Consider the following 18,724-nt stretch of genomic DNA (forward strand, 5'->3'; position numbering starts at 1 on the left):
GATGACTAAAAGCAGGTCAGCGCTTTATCCAAAAATTCTGAAAAATGTTTTTAGCAGTCTTTGATACTGCTTTAGGACATCAAGTTTATTTCCTACAAATCTAGTCTGGGAATGCTTGTTTAAACAAGCTGAGTCGTTTTTCATCTCCCAACCTGTAGTTGGAGATTTCCAAACATCCCACAAAGTTTTATGAGGCGCTATGGGAAAAATTATTGGAATTGACTTAGGCACAACTAACAGTTGCGTAGCTGTGTTAGAGGGCGGTAAACCCGTCGTGATCGCCAACTCCGAGGGCGGCCGCACAACTCCGAGTATAGTAGGATTCGGCAAGGCAGGCGATCGCTTAGTAGGTCAATTGGCCAAGCGGCAAGCTGTAACTAATGCTGTAAATACTGTCTACAGTATCAAACGATTTATCGGACGGCGGTGGGACGACACGGAAGAAGAACGAGCGCGGACTCCCTATACCTGCATAAAAGGCAAAGACGATACCGTGAACGTCCAAATTCGGAACAAGGTTCACACTCCACAAGAAATTTCGGCAATGGTACTCCAAAAGCTCAAGCAAGATGCTGAAGCTTATTTGGGACAAACTGTTACCCAAGCCGTGATTACAGTGCCAGCCTACTTCACAGACGCTCAGCGGCAAGCTACTAAAGACGCCGGTACGATCGCGGGCCTAGAAGTCTTGCGGATCGTCAACGAACCGACGGCCGCAGCCCTTTCCTACGGGCTCGACAAGCAAAATATAGAACAGAAAATCTTGGTCTTTGACCTGGGTGGCGGTACTTTTGACGTTTCGATACTGCAACTGGGAGACGGAATTTTTGAAGTCAATGCTACCTCCGGTAACAACCATCTCGGAGGAGATGACTTTGACGACTGCATTGTCCAGTGGCTGGTAGAAGCTTTCCGCACTCAAGAAGGCAGTGACCTCTCACAAGACAAAATGGCCTTGCAGCGCCTCCGAGAAGCAGCAGAAAAGGCGAAAATCGAACTATCAAACCGGGAATCGACCTCAATCAATTTGCCCTTCATCTCTTCTGACGAAAAAGGGCCCAAGCATTTGGAAATGGAACTCTCCAAAGCTCAGTTTGAAAAACTGGTGGCTCATTTGGTGCAAGCGACGATCGATCCGGTGACTCAAGCCCTCAAAGACGCAAGTTTGACCCCCAAAGACATAGACAGAATTATTTTAGTGGGAGGCTCAACCCGGATTCCGGCAGTTCAAAAGGCAATTAGCAAGTATTTTGGGGGCGTTTCTCCTGATAAATCTGTCAATCCCGACGAAGCTGTAGCCGTAGGCGCGGCAATTCAAGCCGGAGTGTTGGGTGGTGAAGTCAAAGACTTGCTGCTGCTCGATGTGACGCCGCTATCCCTGGGACTCGAAACCTTGGGCGGAGTGTTCACAAAAGTAATCGAGCGCAATACAACTATTCCCACCAGTCGATCGCAAATGTACAGCACGGCGGCAGACGGGCAAACCTCGGTAGAAATTCACGTACTCCAAGGCGAGCGGGCATTGGTTAAAGACAATAAAAGTCTCGGCAAGTTCCTGCTCAAAGGCATTCCCCCAGCTCCCCGCGGCGTACCTCAAATCGAAGTTACCTTTGAAATCGATGCCAACGGGATTCTCAAAGTGGCTGCTGAAGACAAGGGAACCGGAAAAGAACAAAGCATCCAAATTTCCAATACAGGGGGATTGAGCGAAACCGAAGTCGAGCGGATGCGACAAGAAGCCGAACTTTACGCCGACGAGGACATCAAGCGCGCTCTACTCGTCGAACTGAAAAATCAAGCTGACTCCCTCGTCTATAATTGTGGTGTAACTTTAAAAACCAACGCGCAACTGCTGAGCGACGACCTTAAGGCCGAAGCGGAAACAGCCGCAGCAGCCTTGCGGGCAGCAATGACTAACCCCGACATCACAGTCGAGGAACTCACGCCCGCAATCGAATCTTTCAAGCAACTGCTATACTCGCTGGGGACAGCAGTCTACGACCAAGCCCGCAGCGGGGTAGCCCCGTCAGGAGCTGTTGTTGAAAGCGAGATGATGTCAGAAGTAGAATCATCAGAACCAGAAGAGGTTAAAGCGGACGACGACAGTATTTTGCTGAAAGAAGAGCTGCTGGTGGCGCCCCAAGCTCCGCCGACACCAAAGCCGGAACCAAAGCCGGAACCAAAGCCGGAATCAAAGTCGGAGCCCAAGCCGGAACGACAGTCAAAACGACAGTCAAATCCACAGCCAAATCCACAGTCCAGTCCACAGTCAAATCCACAGTCAAAACAAAAACAGAAGGTTCCCGAACCAGAAGTTGATGATATGAATCCTTTCCTTTAAAACTGAAAAGCTAAAAATTAAAAGTTAAAAATTGACAATGAGAATTTTTGATTTTTAATCTGTAATTTCAGGAAAGGTCGCCCGTTTCTTTTTCGTACACTTTTTGTTATTTACCTCCAGGCAAGCAGCTCTATGGCCGGTGATTACTATGAAATATTAGGCGTTTCTCGCAGCGCAGACAAAGAAGAAATTAAGCGTGCTTACCGCCGCCTAGCTCGCAAGTACCATCCAGATGTCAACAAAGAACCCGGTGCCGAGGAGCGGTTTAAAGAAATTAACCGCGCCTACGAGGTACTCTCAGAACCCGAAACTCGCGCCCGTTTCGACCGTTTCGGTGAAGCCGGCGTCAGTGGTGCAGGCGCGCCTGGGTTCCAAGACTTCGGTGACAGCTTTGCCGATATTTTTGAAAGCTTCTTTCAGGGTTTTCAGGGAGGTGTCGGCCAACAACAGCAAGGTCGCAGGCGCAGCGGGCCGGTGCGCGGAGACGATTTGCGCCTCGATTTGCGGCTGGATTTTCGGGAAGCAGTATTTGGTGGGGAAAAAGAACTCCGCATCAAGCATCTAGAAACCTGCGAAACTTGCACCGGGACTGGCGCGAAACCGGGAACCAGACCCCAAACCTGCTCGACTTGTACTGGCAGTGGTCAAGTCCGACGTGCTACCCGCACTCCTTTCGGCAGCTTTACTCAAGTTTCAGTTTGCCCCACTTGCAACGGCACTGGGCAAGTGATTGAGGATAAGTGCGAAACTTGCGGCGGCCGGGGCCAGAAAGAAGTGATGAAAAAGCTGAAAATCACAATTCCGGCTGGGGTTGACAACGGTACTCGCTTACGCGTTTCCAATGAAGGGGATGCCGGCAAACTGGGTGGGCCGCCCGGAGATCTTTACGTGTTCTTGGCGGTGAATGAAGACCCGCTATTTAAGCGGGACGGCACTAACGTTAGCTCGGAAGTTAAGATTAGTTATTTGCAAGCAATTTTGGGGTGCCGGTTGGAAGTGGAAACCGTAGACGGGCCGACGGAATTGTTGATTCCTAGCGGAACTCAGGCGAATACTGTTCTGACTCTTGAGAAAAAAGGGGTGCCTCGGTTAGGAAATCCCGTCAGTCGTGGCGATCATTTGATTACGGTGTCTATTGACATTCCGACTAAGGTGACGGCTGAAGAACGGGAATTGCTGATGCAGCTTGCTAAGCTGAAGGGCGATCGTACCGGTAAAGGCGGCTTGGAAGGATTTCTGGGTAATTTGTTTCAGAAATAAGCAATTTTTGACACCAATTGGTGTCAAATTTTCCTGTTTCAGGATTCCCCGGCAATTGGTTTTAGTATCTGTCAAAAAATTGTGTGCAATTGCTCACAAAAATCTCAGGTGGGACGCTTCCTGGGCATTACGTTTCAGCAGCGCTCAAAAAAGTGAGCGCAATTGCGCTCACTTTTTTCAGAAAGAATAATAGTCTGTGTCCAATTGGAAAGAAAATTTTAGATTCTCCAGTTTCCGGGCAGCTTGTTTAAAAAACTAAGGCTTTCAGGATTTGAGATTGCAAAAAGCATTATGAATTCAACATCGAAAATTGAAAATCCCAAATCTCCAGATGCCAAAATCGATCTGCGGGGTACTCCGTGTCCTCTGAATTTTGTCCGCACTAAACTGCGCTTGGAGCAAATGGCACCGGGTGCTGTTTTGGAAGTGTGGCTGGATGCTGGGGAGCCGATCGAACAAGTACCTGATAGTCTCAAAATGGAAGGCTACCAGATACTTGAAACGCAATTTGTCGCGGATGAGCCGGAGTCGGGCTTTTTTTCAATGAAAGTGCAGCGCCCAGAAGACAAGGAAGCAGGATGAGCCTGAATTCACCCTTGATCGTGGGTACTGTAATTGCTGTTCAGGCTAACTTCTACCATGTGAGGTTAGATCCCGAAGTCTCCATTGATGGGAAAAATGCTCCCCTCGCTGATTCTCCGATTCTCCTGTGCACTCGTCGCACTCGACTGAAAAAAATTGGTCAACAGGTGATGGTGGGCGATCGCGTGGTGGTAGACGAACCCGACTGGACTGACCGCCGAGGTGCCATTTCTGAAGTCTTCCCGCGCCAAACAGAACTCAACCGCCCGCCTGTAGCTAATGCCGATCGCATTCTCCTTGTTTTTGCCCTCGCCGAACCCGACTTAGATCCCGCATCATTAACTCGGTTTTTAGTCAAGGCCGAATCTACAGGTTTAGAGGTGAGTTTGTGCCTGAACAAATGCGATTTGGTCACGCCCCAAGAGTTGGAACAGTGGCGCGATCGGCTTTCAGGCTGGGGCTACGAACCAATGTTTATTAGCGTCCGCAGCGGTGCAGGAGTTCAGGAAGCCCCCGCTAATGCTCAAAATGAAGTTTATGAATCTGAACTGCCTTTCCATAACTTAGTGGAAGAAAGAGAGCCATCTCTGATGACTTATGAGGATAACCCCCTAGTTCCCAATTCTGTCAAGGTCTTACATCCGTTAAACCCTGTACATAGCCCGTTGCCGAACTTGCTTCTAGACCACCTGCAAGGAAAAATAACGGTAATTTGTGGCCCTTCTGGGGTTGGCAAGTCCAGCTTGATCAACCAACTGATCCCAGCGCTGAACCTACGAGTGAACGCTGTTTCCGGCAAACTCGGCCGCGGGCGCCATACCACTCGCCACGTCGAACTATTTGAACTCCCCGGTGGCGGACTTTTGGCCGATACTCCGGGCTTTAATCAACCGGCTCTCGAATGCGATCCCTCAGAGTTAGCGGCATATTTCCCAGAAGCGCGCCAGAGGCTGGCTTTGGGTAGCTGCCAGTTTAGCGACTGTTCGCACCGAGACGAGCCTAACTGTGTGGTTAGGGGCGGTTGGGAGCGCTATGAGTATTACTTGCAGTTTCTGGAAGAGGCGATCGTCCGCCAACAAGCTCTGCAAAACTCCAGCAGCGCCGAATCGAGTTTGAAGCAGCAAACCAAGTCGGATGGTACGCAGCATTACGAACCGAAGCTGCAAACTAAAAAATATCGCCGCTCTTCCCGCCGCCTTCAACACCAGTCACTCCAAGATATGTGTCAAGACTTAGAGGAATTGTGAGGAAGTCGCCGCCCATAGCCCGTAGGCACTATAAAACAGTACCAAGACTTACCCAGAAACCGGGTTTCCTCGACGAAAATACTTCGTTGTACCCCGATGCCCCTTCGCAAAACCGGCGTTCTTTAGTCGCGAGTACGTAAGTCCTGAGTACATTAATAGCTAAAATTAAATGGCCTTAGATTTGTTAAAAAAAGTAGAACAGAAGCAAAAGTTAGCGGGTACTGCAGGAGCAAAAATATTGTGAATATTCAAGAACTGTTTCAAAAAGGCGGCCCCGCCATGTGGCCCCTGTTGCTGTTATCGATTTTATCTTTGAGTACAATTATCGAGCGCTTGTGGTTTTGGGCGAGCCTCCTGAGCAAAGAAAAGCAGATAGTTAACCGCATTCTGGAAGCGGCTCGCAGCGATTGGGGGGCGGCTAACGAGATTGCCAGACAAGCTAACCGACAGCCTATCGGGCGATTTCTTTCTGCACCTCTGCGGCTCTACAATCCCGAACCAGATTTATTTCGACTCGCACTCGAAGCAGCAGCCGATGAAGAGTTGGCTTCGATGCGTCGCGGTGACAAAATCTTAGAAGCTACGATCGCTCTAGCCCCTTTGCTGGGCTTGCTGGGAACAGTTCTGGGCTTGATTAACTCGCTCAGTTCTATCCGTCTGGGCGACATCGGCACGGCGGCAACAACTGGCGTAACTTTGGGGATTAGCGAGGCGCTGATCACGACTGCTACTGGGATGGTAGTAGCAATTTTTACCTTGGCGTTTTATCGGATATTTCAAGCATTTTTGTTCAACCAGGCAAAAATATTTCGCAAAGCTGGAAATGAACTGGAATTGCTTTACAGACAATACTGGCCGGCAGCTAATGCTAAGGGTCGATCGCCCGGTGCAGAATACAGCAATTCTTCTTTTGGTGCAGATGGTTTGAACAGGCGTTCTCTCAATTCTCAAGAGGAGCGAGAACGGAATCGGGAGCCGAAATTGAAAGGTTCCGATCCGGCTGAAGATTCACCTTCTAATAATTAAAACTGCTGAGAACTGATGAAGATTAATCTAGATACTCCTGCTGAAGAGGCTCGGATAGAACTGGTGCCTTTAATTGACGTGATCTTTTGCATTCTGACGTTTTTTCTGCTGGCGGCTTTGCAACTGACTCGCCAGCAAGCCATTAATGTCGATTTGCCTAAAGCGAAGACGGGACAAACGCAAATGCGAGAGATGCTGATTGTCAGCATTGACGATTTCGGGCAAACTTATATCGACCAATTGCCTGTTAATTACCAACAGCTCGATCGAGTTTTAAAGAGTTTCCAAACCCAAAATCCTACGGGGTTGATGGTGCTGTACGCTCCTCAAAATGCTAGATATGCCAAAGTTGTCGAGGTTTTAGACAAATTGAGAGAGGTAGGGGGCGATAGAGTTGCCCTGGCAACTCTTCCTAGTTCGGCTTCCTCCCCATTGCCCAATCCCTCGCTTCCCAATTCTGGCATTCCTGCAGCACCTGCGATCGGCAATTCCGGTCAACCCCTGCCGTCTCCTGTGGCTCCGGGGCAGCAACAGTTCAATCCCAATCAGTTTCAATCTCCTCTCCCCGCTCCGGGGCAGCAGCAGTTCAATCCCAATCAGTTTCAATCTCCTCTCCCGGCTCCACGGCAGCCTAGCAACTCTGGGGCCAATTTGGGTATTCCTCCTGTTTCGCCTACACCCGCTGCTCCTAATTCAAGACCCGGAATCGCCATTCCACCGCAGGATGGCGGGGTCTCGAATTAGTGACAAGGAATAAGGTTCGGCAACGGATTGTGTAACGGATGTAACGGATGTAACGGATGTCCGTCGGAAGAAGAAAGAAGGGAGAAGGAAGAAGGAAGAAGGGGGAACAGAGAAATAGAAATTTTCCCAATCTCCTCATCTGCCGCTCTCCCGCTCTTCCGCTCTCCTCATCTCCCCCTCTCCTGATATCCTCATCTTTCAATCTCCCCCTCTCCTGATATCCTCATCTTTCAATCTCCCCCTCTCCTCATCTCCCCCTCTCCTCATCTCCCCTTCTCCCCCCGCCTTTGAGAATCTCCGCCGGATTTGGTATAAACGGCTTCAATTCTTTTGGTTCGTACTGAGCCTTTTTTCTCTTGACAAGTAGATAGACTTGTATATGCCTGCGGAAGGAACTTTTGCAGACATCTCCCTATCTCTATCCCTAAATAAGGTATTTCTTAGGACAGATGGTACTTTTGTCAAATAATTGTTACCTTTTGTAATATAGACTAAAGCCAAATGGGCAATCGGGCATCCCGAAACCAACGGTCGATCGCTGAAACAACTTACAAATCTGGTTAATCCAGGTGTTCACTTTTAAGTCACCTTTACTTACAGAGGAGTCAAAGTCATGAGCCAACCAGCAGAATTGTCTTTGGAACAGCAATTTAGCCTGTGTTCCTTCAAAACACAGGTAAGTGACATGAGCCGCGAACAAGCTCAGGAGTTTTTGGTCAAGCTTTACGAGCAAATGATGCTACGAGAAACCATGTACCGCCATTTTCTGAAACACCACTGGGGTTTAGAACCTAACCCAGGCGTTGAGTAACCAAGAGTCGCAGTCGGCGACCTCCGTCTCTTACTCTCTTCCCTCAAGCGGAAAGGAGTTGGGGGTGATGGGGCGTCACTCGAAGGCAGAAGCTAGAAGACCTGTATAGAGACTTGAGGAAAATTTGACAATTTCTTTGTGGATTTCACTCGAATTGCGAAATCGAGCTAAGCAGTTTGTCGATCGACACCACCGGAGAGCGCAAAGATAATTTATCGCGCCTCGGCTCGAAAATTGGATAACTCTTAATAGTAAGTGTTAATTTTTTAACCACTTAAAATTTTTAACAAATTAAATATATTTGTGTTTATTTGCAGCGGATGAGGTTTGACAACAATGGCGCTAGTCGGACATCTGAGCGCGACCTCCGACTAGCAAAACCTTCAATTTTCACATCAAACCCTAGAACTCGCAAATTTGGACTCTAGAAAGAGTTATTCCCCCTGACGTTCGAGAGTTGCTTCCATTGTACTCGTCAAGTAATGACCAGACATGATGCCGCTAGATTGGTAGTAGCGGTTGTCATCAACCCGGTGAAGGGTATCAAAACCCGTCCGCCGCTGGCGTTCGTCTCCCAATACCCAATAACGCTGGACGATCGACTGGGGAGCAATCCAACCTTCCCCCTCGACGCGGGCGAGTTCGCTGTGTTGGAGTACAAAAGTATACTGCCGTTCATCGCTGTTGAGGTGTCCTCGATACTGCAAAATAATCTCTTCGCGATCGCCTCCAGGAAATACGAGCTTTGTCACCATACTGAACCAGTCTGTTCGGTTCCAGCTCACTAAAGTTTTGCCCTTAACCGTAATTGGCACGCCATTGCGCTCAATCCAGCTTCCTTCGAGCGTCCATTGGCCAGATTCCATTAAAAACGTGTGAGCCACAGTGCTGTTCCTATGCTTTTCCTGCTGGCTACAATGCTGGTGCAACAACGCACAGCCGTTGTCCCTCAGACTCTATGCTATCACGCCCAACTGTGCCAACAAGAGTTAATTTCCCCTAAAAGTACCGGTGCCCGGGCACCAGTAACTTGAGGCAGATTACCGGGAATGCCCCGAACCCGCCATGCGGCTAAAACCGCAAAAGCGATCGCCTCTTTAAAATCTACATTCAAGCCTGCCTCAGAAGTAGTCAACACTTGCACTGGATGCAATTGAGATTGCAATCGGCGTTTTAAGTAGAGATTGTGGCTGCCGCCCCCGCATAGTAAGACTCGATCGGGCATAGCCGGTAAAAAAGTTTGGTAACTGTGAACGATCGAGGCAACAGTCAGTTCTGTCAGAGTAGCCAGCACGTCAGCAGGACTGAGGTTGTAACCTTGGGCCTCGACCAAACACCTGTCAAAATAGTCTACACCAAATAGCTCTCGCCCCGTTGATTTCGGCGGTGCTTGGCGGAAGAAGTCTGATGCGAGCCACTCCTCGACTAAAGCTTGACAGGGAGTGCCCGATGCCGCCCAAGCTCCACCTTCGTCGATCGTCTTAGTTCCGCCTGAGAAGTGCTGTACTGCCAAATCTAACAGGGAATTCGCCGGGCCTGTATCCCAGCCCGATATGCCATCCCCAAGACTGAAAATCTCAGACTCGTCATTGTTTCCCCCTTTTCCCCTGGCCGGAAGATAGGTAACATTCCCAATCCCCCCCAGATTTTGGATGCAGAGGCTGATGTTGGGTTCCGCCAGCAGGCAGGCATCAACTATTGACACTAAGGGTGCTCCTTGACCTCCAGCAGCAATGTCTGCCGATCGAAAGTTACTGACAGTAGTAATTCCTGTCAATTCCGCAATTAGCGCGCCTCGCCCGAGTTGCAAGCTGTAGCCCATTAACGCACCGGCGCTGTCTTTCTGGGCTTTGCCAGCAGGTCGGTGGTAGACGGTTTGACCGTGAGAGCCGATTAATTCTGCTCTATCATATCCTGATTGAATTGTCAATGCCACCGTGGCAAATTCTTGGGCGATGGCATCATCTAATTCCGCTAGTTCAGCCATTGACAAAGCTGAGCCACTGCAAACCGAGAGAATTTGCGATCGCAAATTAGCAGGATAAGGGAAAGTCTTGCCTGCCACCAATTGCACTTTCAAGTCTGTTTGGGAACCGACCACATCCACCAAAGCAGCATCAATGCCATCCACCGACGTGCCGCTGATCAAACCGATAACGCGAGTCATTCAATTTTAGATTGTAGATTTTAAATTTTAGATTTTTCGTTTTTCGATTTTAGATAGTCGGGTGCGATCGGGCGAGCGAATATTATTTGAGGTCGATCGTCACAATCACCACAGTAATATTATCGCGTCCCCCTTTCTCCTTAGCTGCTTGAATCAAAGCATTTGCAGCGCCCTCGCAGGCGCGAATCGACTTCAGAGGCGAAGCAATCAAAGGATCAGAAAGTTCTTCAGTCAAGCCATCGCTGCAGAGCAGCAAGCGATCCCCAGGCTGCACGTCCACCGGCAAAATATCTATCTCCCGCAAATCATCGCGGCCCAAACACTGGGACAAAACGTGACGCCAAGGATGAGTGCGAGCCTGGTCAGGAGTTAGAGCCTTTCTTTTCACAGCCTGAGCCACCCAAGTCTGGTCTTCAGTAATCTGCTCCAAACGAGAGCCGTGTAGCCGATACAAGCGAGAGTCACCGATATTAGCGCACCAGGGTCTGCCCTCATCCCTAAACATTAGAACTACAGCCGTAGTTCCCATATCAGCACGCTCCGGGTGGTCGAGCTGATCCGTCAAAATTGCTTGATTGGCAATTAAAAAAGCCTTTTCCAACAACAGCGGAGAATCCTCTGGCCCTTCCCAATGTTCGAGCAAATAAGATTGAATCGCCTGAGTCGCAATCCGGCTGGCTTCTTGACCCCCGGCGTGTCCTCCCATTCCATCGGCCACTATGAAAAATCGCCCGTCAGAGTCTATGTAGTACGAATCCTGATTTACGGAACGAACTAGCCCTGTGTCTGTCTTACCTGCGAAAGAGCGTTTCATAGATTGGGTGATTGGACTCATCGAACTTGAAAGCTTAATTTAATGGGGTGCGATTTTTTATTCCAAAACTTAAATCCCGAACGGGCTTGAAATTCTGCAGCCCGCGATCGCGAGTTTTGGAAAAATTGCACTTCCTTGACCTCATATTGTAGATCGTATGATGGTCATCCCATCTTAAAATTTCGGTAAATCCAGTAAATTTAGCAGCACCTGCAAAAAAAACTCGATTTCTACCCTAAATTAGAGGTTTCGCTGGCCACAAATCTAGGCAGCAACTGGATTTTTAGCCTCAAAGGGCGTAAATGTTGTAAATTTCAGCAATCTGTGTTGACAACTCCTCGGCCCGAAGGCACGAGGATTCTTGGTTCATTGGGACTACTCATGTAGCTTGCCCTCCCCAAAATTCACTGCGATTTGCCCAACCGCTGTATATCCACGCTGCAACACCACTTGCGCGGCTGCCACATCTCGATTCGTTTCATAGCCACAGGTTTGACATCTATGTACCCGTTCGGATAGTTCTTTTTTGCCTGTATGAGTTTGACATAAGGGGCAGGTTTGACTTGTTCCGTTGGGGTCTACTTTTGCAAAGTATGCACCTCGCTTAAAGCAAACATGACCCAAGATATTCAAGAACTGACCAAACCCTGCATCAAGCGTGTGCTTGCTCATCATTCCCGCTGACATTGCTTTGAGGTTCAAGTCCTCAGCAAATACTGTTTGGGCTGCGTTACATAAATGATGTGCCGTCTTGAAATGAAAGTCTTTGCGACTGTTCGAGATGTATTCGTGGTGTTTAGCTATTTGGTGATGAATTTGACGAAACTTCCTAGAACCTTTTTTCTTGCCTTTGAGTTGACGTTGCAGTGATTTCAACTTGCGTTGTCCATCCACAAAGAATCGAGGTCTATCAATCAATTCACCATCAGAAGTTGCCAAAAAATGTTTTAACCCTAAATCAATGCCTAATCCATGCCCTGAAGGTGAGGCTTGAGGCACTGCGACATCACATTGCAAAGTGAGCATGGCATAGTTGCCAGAAGCCCTCTTAACAACGCAAATTTGCTTGACATCAAACCCTTGAGGGATTGGACGCGACAGGTGCATTTTTACGGGGCCAATCTTGGGTAGGTTGACCCAATCGGCACCATCCAACTGTTTAACGGATTCTAGATTCAATTGAGGGAACACAAATGAGCGTATCCGTTTTTTGAATCTAGGAAAACCGTGTCCTCCTCGTTCCCACATCCCCACAAACGCTGCCTCTAATTGGCGCAACGCCTGTTGCAAGACATGGGTGTGAGGCAGTTTCAACTCAGGAATTAACTTCTTTGCTTGGGCCAATGATTTGCATTGGCCCGCAAAGGTTGGACGCGGTGCATCAGCAGGGATCATGTATTCCTGCTTAATGCTGCACGAGTTGATATCACACTTACGAGAATTAACCCAATCTTTTCGTTCCCGCAATGCAAAGTTGTAGACCTTGCGGCAAATATTGAGCCACAGGTCGAAAGTTTGGCGTTGCGCGTCGGTAGGAATGAGCTTGTACTCGTAGGTGAGATTTAACATACAAGGATTGTAGAGCCAACCTGAATAAATGCGGTGCTGTTTATTCACAAACCTTGCTTGAGAGATTCCGAACCGAAAGTCCCCCTAGAGGGGGGAGGCTTGTATCCCCTTTTTTTTGTCAGCCAGCCAAAACTTAACATTCGATGTCAAATTTGGGCTGGCGAGAAATCTCAAACCTGAAATTTCCAATCCCAAATTGCACAATTATGACATCCTGTCTAAACGATCGATCCGCTTGAACAAACGCAGCATAGCAAACCCTGCACCCGCCGCCAGCACTGCCACAGCGACAGCCGGCCAGACTTGATTGCTGACAAACAAAATTGTCGCCGACAAAGTAAAAGCACTCATCAGCAAAGCATAATTCGTGCCCATTTGAGCGCTGCTCATGCGACGGAGCAAGCGCTCTGTTTCTGCAGAACGGACGCGAATCCGCAAATCTCCCTGTTCGAGTTTATCAATAGTCTCCTCAATCCGGCGGGGCAAACCCAAAGCACTCGAACTCACCTGAGCCGCCTGACGGCCGATTTCGTTAAAAATGCTGCTACTTGTATCATGGCCATTTCCATTACTCATAAGCTGCATGGCAAAAGGTTGTGCCACCTCCATAAAGTTGAACTCGGGATCTAAACCTCTGCCCACCCCTTCGATGGTGGAAAAAGCTCGCATTACAAAAGTAAAAGTAGCTGGGAAGCGAAAAGGTTGGTTGTAGGCAATATCGTAAAGGTCGTCGGTAATCGCGCTCACAGACTGATTTTCAAAAGGCTTGTCCATGAAGTTGTCCAGCATATACTGGATGCTGCGGCGCACTGGACTCATATCACCCGTAGGCACCAAAGCTCCCAAATTGATCAGAGAATCCATAATCCGCTGTCCATCCTTGGAAGCAATGCCGTAGAGCGTCTCCATCAGTCCTTCGCGGACGTTCGACTGGATCTGCCCCATCATGCCAAAATCGTAAAAAATCAGACAACCGTCAGCACTAACAGCGATGTTGCCGGGGTGTGGGTCAGCGTGGAAAAAGCCGTCGTTGAGCAACTGGCGCAAATAAGCTTTTGCGCCCAACTGAGCGATTAATTTACGATCGATACCGGCTGCTTCCAAAGCTTCATAGTGGCTGATTTTAATCCCCGGCAGGTATTCCAAAGTCAGCACTCGCGGAGCCGCATACCGCCAATAAACCCTCGGCACCCGCACCCACTCACAGTTGCTAAAATTCCGGCGAAAAGTATCAGCATTGCGACCTTCATGGAGATAGTCAATTTCCAGCCACAGAATGCGACAGCATTCCTCATAAATCCCCATCCAATCGCGGCCCCGGCCCCACTTAGGATGGTTTTGAAAGTAGCGGGCAATTCCCTTAAGAATTTGCAAATCGATCTCAAACAGTTTCCGCAGTCCCGGTCGCTGCACCTTGACCACCACTTCCGGGCCCGAATGCAGTTGAGCTTTGTGTACCTGACCCAGACTGGCAGCAGCCAGGGGCACTGGGTCAAAGCTGCGATAGAGTTCTTGAACTGTCTTGCCCAAATCTTGCTCGACAATTACTTCTAACTGCTCGTAGCTAAAAGCAGGCACTTTATCTTGCAGCTTAGAAAGTTCCTCGACAAACTCTGCCGGGAACAAATCGGCGCGGGTAGAAAATAACTGCCCAACTTTAATGAAAGTTGGCCCCAAATCCAAGAGTGTTTCTCGAACCCAGATAGCTTGAAAGCGCCGTCTGGCAACTTTCTTTTCTTCAGTCACGCCTCCCCAGTAGCTCCAATTTTTGCTGTCGAGCCACAGCGAAGCCAGCCAGAGCAAAACAAAGGCCCAAATGTCGAAGAAGCGCCGCTTCCGGGAGTATTTTTCGCGATTCCAGCGATAAGCTTTACTTTTGTAGGATTTACTAGCAGTTTTTGGCTCATCGGCTTCGCCAGTGTGCTTGGGGGAGCGATGGCGATTAACAGAGTCATCAATGAGAGCAGACACTTGGGTTCCCAACTTGCTTATTTTATGTTGTTGCTTTGATTGAAAGTAGGAGCGCAAAGCCATGCGCTCACGTAGTAAATAATAGTTGCGGTCGAATCGATCGCTATGGCAAACTGCTGCGGTAACGCTGCAATTCCGATCGCACCAGAGCCACTTCGGCGCGCAGCTCGTCAATAGTCGCTTGCAAATCTGCAGGATGGATGTCTTGAATGGTGGTGGTGCTTGCAGTGCCAGTTCTGGTCTGCATCGCCTCATCCGAAGCTCGATTTGCGCGTTCCACAACTCGATCTGTGAACTGCCGTAGGCGTTCTCTTTGTTCTGCGTCAAATTTGCCGAGTTCAGAGAAAGCGTTGGTTGCTGCGCTTTCTAATTGCTCGTACAATGCTTCGGCAAGTGCTCTGCCTACAAAAAAAGCATGAACTGGGGGTTTACTCATAAAAAATCTCTGTGCGCTTCCGCAACAAATTATAACTTGCTTGTCCCCAATGATGCTTGCTCCCAAAGGAAGGAAGTTTGGGGGAATTGACACTCACACCCCATTGTCGGGGATGGGATTGTTGAGAGTTAGAACAGTCTAACGCGCCACGGCTTAGCCCAAAAGCCTCGTTTACACTGGCTCAAATTCGAGGTTTGGGTTACTTTGTACCAAAATGTTTGCAGCTTGGAAGTATTAATACGCGACATCACACCACCTCAGCGTCGCGCACATATTCTAACATAATTTAAATCAAAATAGAACATAGTCCTGCATTTTTTTGCGGGCATTTGGATTGCAGAGGGAATAGGAAATATTCGATAAACTCAGACGGCGACTGTTGGGATTTTCAGATTCGACGGAAGTTTTTGGAACATAGTCGTTGGCTAGGTATGGCCTTATTATCTCAACTACTGAGCGGATATTTGCTGGCTCATAAAACCAAGTATTTGTCCGCACTTTTAACCAACAAAAACCATACTAATTTGTCGCAGGTTCGGGAAAAGGCATCGTGGGATCTGCCACAGGGGGTGGTGAATCAGGTGCGATCGAACTATCTGAATTGTTGCCACTGCGGCTCGGTATCGCAGGCTCAGGCGATCGCTCGATCGGCGAGGCTATTACTGGCGACGGGGATTCCGACGGCGGCAAGGTTTCAGCGCTAGCACTCTCAGGGGCAGGCGGGGCGGGTGCGGCGGGCGGTTCTGGCGGCAGGGGCGCAACTTCAGGTACTGGTGCGGCTTCTGGTTGGGGATATGGCTCGATTTCGGTTTGAGGCTCTGGAATGGGAGACTCAGAAGGCTCCTCTGCAGGCTCGGGCGTCGGCGATGGCTCAGGTTCCGCTTCGGGATCTGGGGCGCGAGTTTCCTGGCTTGGGGACTCAGAAGGTTCGGCGCTAGTTTCTGAGGGTTCGTCGATCTGTTCGGGAATGTTGCTGCTGTCTAAGGGGGGTTTGGGACGCTTGTTGAGTTCGATGGGGTAGAGAGGGGTGCTTTCGACAGACGGCTGTCCGAACATCGGCTCTGACAAATCGCGGGATTTGAGCAAATCTTCGAGAGATGGGAAGGATTCACTTTTGGGACGATTGCTGAGACTGGTGCTGTTGTAGTGGGATGCTAGGTCAAAACCCATCCAGCCTGCAATTGCAGCGGTTACCACAAACGCCACAAAAGTCAACTGTGGCGGGGGAGGTGCGGGCAATCTGAGACTTTGCTTGCCTTTTCTTTTTACTGATACTCGCTCTGTTTCTTGCAGCATGGTGAGCCAATTTTCCACTGTCTGAGGGCGGTTGTGGGGGTCGATTTCGAGTCCTTGAAGAATAGCTCGCTCGATTCCCGGGCTGAGGTTGGGCTGAAATTGCCGCAACTCGGCCAAGGGAATGCGATCGCGCAGGGGTGCAGCTACGGGGGCCACGCCGGAGAGTAAGTAGTAGAGGGTGGCTGCGATCGCGTAGATGTCAGTCGCCGGTGTACATTTACCGTCATAGAGGTATTGTTCGATCGGCGCGTATCCGGGGGAGAGCAAGTTAGTGTGGGTTTGTTTGGTGCCGGCGGTAAAGCCACGGGGAATTCCGAAATCTATTAACATTACTACGTGAGAATCAGCTCGCCGGATAATATTTTCTGGCTTGATATCTCCGTGCAGCAATCCGCTGTGATGAACTGTACTTACGGCTGAGGCTATTTGCCGAATATAGTGCAGGGCCTGGGCTTCTGGCAGTGGCTGATCGGTTTCGACTATTTGGGCGAGAGTTTGACCCGGAATGTAGTCCATTGCAATAAAAGACTGTCCGGCTTCTTCAAAAAAGTCGATTACCCTGACTATGTTGGAATGCTGACACCGCGACAGGCGTTGGGCTTCGGCAATAAACTGCTGCTGAAATTGGGCAGAGTCTGGGTGTTGGCGCAGACTTTCGTTGAGGGTTTTGAGTACGACGGTTTGGTTTAAATGGGTGTGGATAGCTCGGTAAGTGATGCCGAACCCTCCTATGCCTAAAGTCGCGTTAATTTTGTATTTGCCCTGTTGCAGGACTGTTGCTGGCGCTAAGTTCATCTTCAGTTGATGCCGTTTCCCAAACTATGCTACCGCCTTTGGGTTATTTCGCAGAGTTAGGGGTGAGGTTCGATCGATCGGCGCCCTAGTTTGAGCTTTAGCTCTGCTATATCTTTAATCTTGGCATCCCCACGTCATTTTATCTGTAGTTGGTATTGTGAAACTTAACGCTCCGGCTTTCCAATAATAAAAATCCCGCTCTTGTGGAACGGGAAAGCCATCAGGGTGCATCTATAATTTCTGACTCTAACTTATGGGGGGTACAACCCCTCAGTGCTTTAACAAGTCTTTAAAATTAGTCGATTTTTGTAAAGATTTAGGTTTTAGATTGACTTATAATCAATATTGTGATATATAAGATTGCCGGATGGCGCTCTTGAGCTTGGAGAATTGACAGCAATTCTCGCAATCTGGCTGCGATCACTTCAGTTGAGGCGAACTGGTACATTCCGATGGCGAATACGATCTGGATTTATAGTACGTCGTTTTCCCATTTTGCTCCCAGAGTCACACCTTACAGACCAGATTACCTTTTTGGCTCAGATCAAGTTCAGGCGAGCGGCATAAAATGAGAAAGAGGCATCGTCTCGGGCTTAATCTTGAGACGGCAAATGGCTCAAACCTTGTAAATAAAAAGGCTGTAAGCATTCTCCAGACATTTGTAGCCCATAGCCATAAATGCTTCAATCGCTGTTCGCGTTACACACCAAAGCCTGGAGGCAAGCTCAAGTTCTCCCTTTCGGGGAACTTGAGCTTAAATTGTCACAAATGGGGTCTTGCTGGTAACGAGAAGCGATCGATTAGCAATTAGCAGCAATTAATAATTACTTATTCTTTGGTTTGAAAATGTCTGTTAAACAATCACATTACGAGACTTTACTAGCAGAGTACAGCGAATCTTCTGCCGCGATCGCCCTGCTGAAAAAATATCGGGTTTACATGGAAATGATTCCGAGTATCCGCCGCGCCCATGAGAGTTTAATCACAATTCCTTTGCCAATTGCCCGCTTGCGCGACGGGGTTTCTTATGCCGGAAGCAGCGGCACTAGCATATCGCCCGGACAGGCAGTTTGTTTGCCATGCGATTTGGCTATTTTGATGTGCGATCCTGAATGGAAAGTTAAAATTGGAGTGGAAATTTTGATTTTCATTCATCGTCCGGGCGAAGAGTTTTCTGAGTTGCTCGGCCGCTGGCGACAGTCTCAGGTTTGGCTGGATAAAGGTTACGAATGGGTGATGCCGTACCGCTACAGACATATTTACAGCGATGAAGCTGAGGCTGTTCATCCGCTATTTGTTTTGTTTGAGGAAACGCCGGAACTGATTCAACGGGGTTTGATGGCGGCTGGTTTGCCGTTTGTAGTAGAAAGTTTCGACTCTGGGAGTGAGGAGGTAGAGGAGGAAGAGTTGCTGGGTAGCGGGGAACTGGGAAGTATTGGTGAAGAAAGTTTGGATTTGTAGGGTGGGTGCGATCGCATATAGCCATCGTATTGCTTGAAGTGTAAATTTTTTTCAACGAACCGCAGAGGGCGCTCTGGGCGCAGAGAAAGATAAAAATAATGATGTTGGCGAATCCTGAATCGGGTTGTTATACCACTTCTCCAAAAATATGCTACAATAGCACTTCTAGCAAAAGGACGATTGTATGAAAGTAAATTACCAAGA

At 48.9% G+C, this 18,724-nt stretch carries 15 protein-coding genes; 8 read left to right on the plus strand and 7 right to left on the minus strand.

The window, feature by feature from the left end; genetic code table 11:
• The first annotated feature begins 199 nt into the window (after positions 1-199).
• From dnaK to QUA10_RS24115, 7 genes are all read left to right on the plus strand, one after another.
• The gene (dnaK, locus tag QUA10_RS24085) at positions 200-2,341 is read left to right on the plus strand and encodes a molecular chaperone DnaK (RefSeq protein ID WP_333085114.1); all 2,142 of its coding nucleotides are present in this window, start codon (positions 200-202) and stop codon (positions 2,339-2,341) included.
• A 132-nt stretch (positions 2,342-2,473) separates the two neighbouring features.
• Complete coding sequence (dnaJ, locus tag QUA10_RS24090) at positions 2,474-3,601, plus strand: molecular chaperone DnaJ (protein ID WP_333085115.1); 1,128 nt, start codon at positions 2,474-2,476, stop codon at positions 3,599-3,601.
• 291 nt (positions 3,602-3,892) lie between these two features.
• Complete coding sequence (locus QUA10_RS24095) at positions 3,893-4,183, plus strand: sulfurtransferase TusA family protein (protein WP_333042225.1); 291 nt, start codon at positions 3,893-3,895, stop codon at positions 4,181-4,183.
• A complete protein-coding gene (gene rsgA / locus QUA10_RS24100) occupies positions 4,180-5,430 on the plus strand; it encodes a ribosome small subunit-dependent GTPase A (RefSeq protein WP_333085116.1) in 1,251 nt (416 codons plus the stop codon). Before QUA10_RS24095 ends, rsgA begins: the two co-directional genes overlap by 4 nt.
• 240 nt (positions 5,431-5,670) lie before the next feature.
• Complete coding sequence (locus tag QUA10_RS24105; RefSeq protein WP_333085117.1) at positions 5,671-6,456, plus strand: MotA/TolQ/ExbB proton channel family protein; 786 nt, start codon at positions 5,671-5,673, stop codon at positions 6,454-6,456.
• Positions 6,457-6,471: 15 nt separating this feature from the next.
• On the plus strand, positions 6,472-7,200 hold the full coding sequence (locus tag QUA10_RS24110) for a biopolymer transporter ExbD (RefSeq protein WP_333085118.1): 729 nt from the start codon (positions 6,472-6,474) through the stop codon (positions 7,198-7,200).
• A gap of 613 nt (positions 7,201-7,813) precedes the next feature.
• Positions 7,814-8,011, plus strand: a complete 198-nt coding sequence (locus QUA10_RS24115) for an NblA/ycf18 family protein (RefSeq protein ID WP_006635253.1) — start codon at positions 7,814-7,816, stop codon at positions 8,009-8,011.
• 434 nt (positions 8,012-8,445) lie between these two features.
• Here QUA10_RS24115 and QUA10_RS24120 read toward each other — a convergent pair whose 3' ends face one another.
• The 7 genes from QUA10_RS24120 to QUA10_RS24150 all read right to left on the minus strand — a co-directional run bounded on the left by QUA10_RS24120 (position 8,446) and on the right by QUA10_RS24150 (position 17,059).
• Complete coding sequence (locus QUA10_RS24120) at positions 8,446-8,895, minus strand: hypothetical protein (protein WP_242722026.1); 450 nt, start codon at positions 8,893-8,895, stop codon at positions 8,446-8,448.
• A gap of 80 nt (positions 8,896-8,975) precedes the next feature.
• Entirely contained in the window at positions 8,976-10,178 is a 1,203-nt protein-coding gene (locus QUA10_RS24125; RefSeq protein WP_333085119.1) for an anhydro-N-acetylmuramic acid kinase, read from the minus strand.
• Positions 10,179-10,260: 82 nt separating this feature from the next.
• Complete coding sequence (locus QUA10_RS24130) at positions 10,261-10,992, minus strand: PP2C family serine/threonine-protein phosphatase (protein WP_333085120.1); 732 nt, start codon at positions 10,990-10,992, stop codon at positions 10,261-10,263.
• 375 nt (positions 10,993-11,367) lie between these two features.
• The gene (locus QUA10_RS24135; RefSeq protein WP_333085124.1) at positions 11,368-12,561 is read right to left on the minus strand and encodes a transposase; all 1,194 of its coding nucleotides are present in this window, start codon (positions 12,559-12,561) and stop codon (positions 11,368-11,370) included.
• A 204-nt stretch (positions 12,562-12,765) separates the two neighbouring features.
• A complete protein-coding gene (locus QUA10_RS24140) occupies positions 12,766-14,532 on the minus strand; it encodes an AarF/ABC1/UbiB kinase family protein (RefSeq protein ID WP_333085121.1) in 1,767 nt (588 codons plus the stop codon).
• 103 nt (positions 14,533-14,635) lie between these two features.
• Entirely contained in the window at positions 14,636-14,968 is a 333-nt protein-coding gene (locus QUA10_RS24145; RefSeq protein ID WP_190660406.1) for a DUF6825 family protein, read from the minus strand.
• A 519-nt stretch (positions 14,969-15,487) separates the two neighbouring features.
• Positions 15,488-17,059: a serine/threonine-protein kinase gene (locus tag QUA10_RS24150; protein ID WP_333085122.1), complete on the minus strand. Its 1,572-nt coding sequence runs from the start codon at positions 17,057-17,059 to the stop codon at positions 15,488-15,490.
• 846 nt (positions 17,060-17,905) lie between these two features.
• Between QUA10_RS24150 and QUA10_RS24155 the strand changes: the two genes are divergently transcribed.
• Complete coding sequence (locus QUA10_RS24155; RefSeq protein WP_333085123.1) at positions 17,906-18,520, plus strand: hypothetical protein; 615 nt, start codon at positions 17,906-17,908, stop codon at positions 18,518-18,520.
• The last annotated feature ends 204 nt before the right edge of the window (positions 18,521-18,724 follow it).

This window comes from Microcoleus sp. Pol8_D6, from assembly GCF_036700965.1.
Lineage (GTDB): Bacteria > Cyanobacteriota > Cyanobacteriia > Cyanobacteriales > Microcoleaceae > Microcoleus.

Excerpts from the sequence above, each read along its gene's own strand:
- dnaK (WP_333085114.1), top strand. The coding sequence starts at position 200 with ATGGGAAAAATTATTGGAATTGACTTAGGCACAACTAACAGTTGCGTA.
- dnaJ (WP_333085115.1), top strand. The coding sequence starts at position 2,474 with ATGGCCGGTGATTACTATGAAATATTAGGCGTTTCTCGCAGCGCAGAC.
- QUA10_RS24095 (WP_333042225.1), top strand. The coding sequence starts at position 3,893 with ATGAATTCAACATCGAAAATTGAAAATCCCAAATCTCCAGATGCCAAA.
- rsgA (WP_333085116.1), top strand. The coding sequence starts at position 4,180 with ATGAGCCTGAATTCACCCTTGATCGTGGGTACTGTAATTGCTGTTCAG.
- QUA10_RS24110 (WP_333085118.1), top strand. The coding sequence starts at position 6,472 with ATGAAGATTAATCTAGATACTCCTGCTGAAGAGGCTCGGATAGAACTG.
- QUA10_RS24115 (WP_006635253.1), top strand. The coding sequence starts at position 7,814 with ATGAGCCAACCAGCAGAATTGTCTTTGGAACAGCAATTTAGCCTGTGT.
- QUA10_RS24125 (WP_333085119.1), bottom strand. The coding sequence starts at position 10,178 with ATGACTCGCGTTATCGGTTTGATCAGCGGCACGTCGGTGGATGGCATT.
- QUA10_RS24130 (WP_333085120.1), bottom strand. The coding sequence starts at position 10,992 with ATGAAACGCTCTTTCGCAGGTAAGACAGACACAGGGCTAGTTCGTTCC.
- QUA10_RS24135 (WP_333085124.1), bottom strand. The coding sequence starts at position 12,561 with ATGTTAAATCTCACCTACGAGTACAAGCTCATTCCTACCGACGCGCAA.
- QUA10_RS24145 (WP_190660406.1), bottom strand. The coding sequence starts at position 14,968 with ATGAGTAAACCCCCAGTTCATGCTTTTTTTGTAGGCAGAGCACTTGCC.
- QUA10_RS24150 (WP_333085122.1), bottom strand. The coding sequence starts at position 17,059 with ATGAACTTAGCGCCAGCAACAGTCCTGCAACAGGGCAAATACAAAATT.
- QUA10_RS24155 (WP_333085123.1), top strand. The coding sequence starts at position 17,906 with ATGTCTGTTAAACAATCACATTACGAGACTTTACTAGCAGAGTACAGC.